This window comes from Tritonibacter sp. SIMBA_163 (assembly GCF_046535935.1).
Taxonomy (GTDB): Bacteria; Pseudomonadota; Alphaproteobacteria; order Rhodobacterales; family Rhodobacteraceae; genus Epibacterium; species Epibacterium scottomollicae.
Window position 1 is genome coordinate 1 of sequence record NZ_JAWJBP010000068.1, and the last position, 1,226, is coordinate 1,226.

The 1,226-nt window shown below is 57.6% G+C and carries 2 protein-coding genes and 1 tRNA gene; 1 reads left to right on the forward strand and 2 read right to left on the reverse strand.

What is annotated here, in order from left to right:
• The first annotated feature begins 287 nt into the window (after positions 1–287).
• Positions 288–363: transfer RNA gene (locus tag R0J92_RS21390), tRNA-Trp, on the forward strand.
• A gap of 56 nt (positions 364–419) precedes the next feature.
• Here the strand turns inward: R0J92_RS21390 and R0J92_RS21395 are convergent.
• The gene (locus R0J92_RS21395; RefSeq protein WP_411053118.1) at positions 420–791 is read right to left on the reverse strand and encodes a tyrosine-type recombinase/integrase; all 372 of its coding nucleotides are present in this window, start codon (positions 789–791) and stop codon (positions 420–422) included.
• A gap of 221 nt (positions 792–1,012) precedes the next feature.
• On the reverse strand, positions 1,013–1,156 hold the full coding sequence (locus tag R0J92_RS21400; RefSeq protein ID WP_411053119.1) for a hypothetical protein: 144 nt from the start codon (positions 1,154–1,156) through the stop codon (positions 1,013–1,015).
• Between the last annotated feature and the right edge of the window lie 70 nt (positions 1,157–1,226).

Here is a 1,226-nt window from a genome sequence, read left to right on the forward strand (position 1 = left end):
TCCGCGAAGGCGGCCGCACCGTTGGCGCGGGCGTTGTGTCCAAGATCATCGAGTAATCAGGTCTCCTGATTTTCGAACGGAAAGGGCCTCCCTCGGGAGGCCCTTTTTTGTGCGAGGCGCAGCCTCGCGCTCCGAGGTATTTTTGAAAAGATGAAGCGGGACGCGGGGAGGGCTGCGTCTTGGCAGTATCAATCAGAAATCTACGCATCTTGAGTGCTGAGAGCCGCGAAAATCGCAACTTGCCTCTTGCGTCGGACGCCGGTCTCGCATAGGAAATGCCGCACTGCAGGGGTATAGCTCAGTTGGTAGAGCGACGGTCTCCAAAACCGTAGGTCTCGGGTTCGAACCCTGATGCCCCTGCCATTAAAATCAAACAGTTAAGCCGACACTCCGCTGACCAAGCCTTTGTGTTTGGGCGTTCATTTGGGAGTTTTGTTCCTGTTTTCGAACATTTCCAGCTTCTTGATCTCCGATTCTGCGAGCTCCGAATCCCTGCTTAAATAGTGTTCGTCCAGGATGGCTCCGACGTCCTTCATGCTATGTCCGGTGATGGTCGCAATCTCAGCTTCGGAGCAGCCAGCGATGGCCAGACGCGTCACCGCCGTTCCTCTCAGATCGTGGAATGTAAGCCCTGTGACTTTGGCTCTCGCGACGGCCTTGCGCCATGAAGCACTGAACCCCAAGCTGGTCCAAGAGGTGCCGTGAATGGTCGTAAGGATGGTTTCGGAGGTCTCGCTCTTTTCCACCGCATCCAGCGCAGCTCGCAGGGGCGTCGCGACAGGGATCCCCACCCGGCGCTGTTCTGCCTCAGGCGAATGTGTGTGCCATCGTAGGCGCTCCAGGTGTGCCCGGTCCAGACCGCCATCAGGTATGCCAGGCGGAGCCTCTCTGGCGCTGTCTTGAGGAAGGCGGCTTCGTCAATGTGCGTCCAGATGCTCTCGGAGCGTTTCGCGCGATACAGCTTTCCCGGTTTTTCGCATGGATTGGCGTCCGTCAGGCCGCGATCATACGCTCAGGCAAGAATCGAGGCGAAGGTTGCGAAGACATAATCAGCCTGGCGCCGCGATTTGAGCGCCATCTCATCGCGCCAGGACAGAAATTCGGCGCGGGCCCTGCGGTCGGTGAGCGTCCCAATTGGGAAATGGTAGTCCCCCATTTTTACTGGGGTCGACGTAGAATTTTCTCGTCTGTTTTCAGCTTCATAGCGGGGTTCACTCTACCGATGG

Bases quoted from the DNA above. Each gene is read 5' to 3' on its own strand.
- R0J92_RS21400 (WP_411053119.1), bottom strand. From the start codon at position 1,156: ATGGGGGACTACCATTTCCCAATTGGGACGCTCACCGACCGCAGGGCC.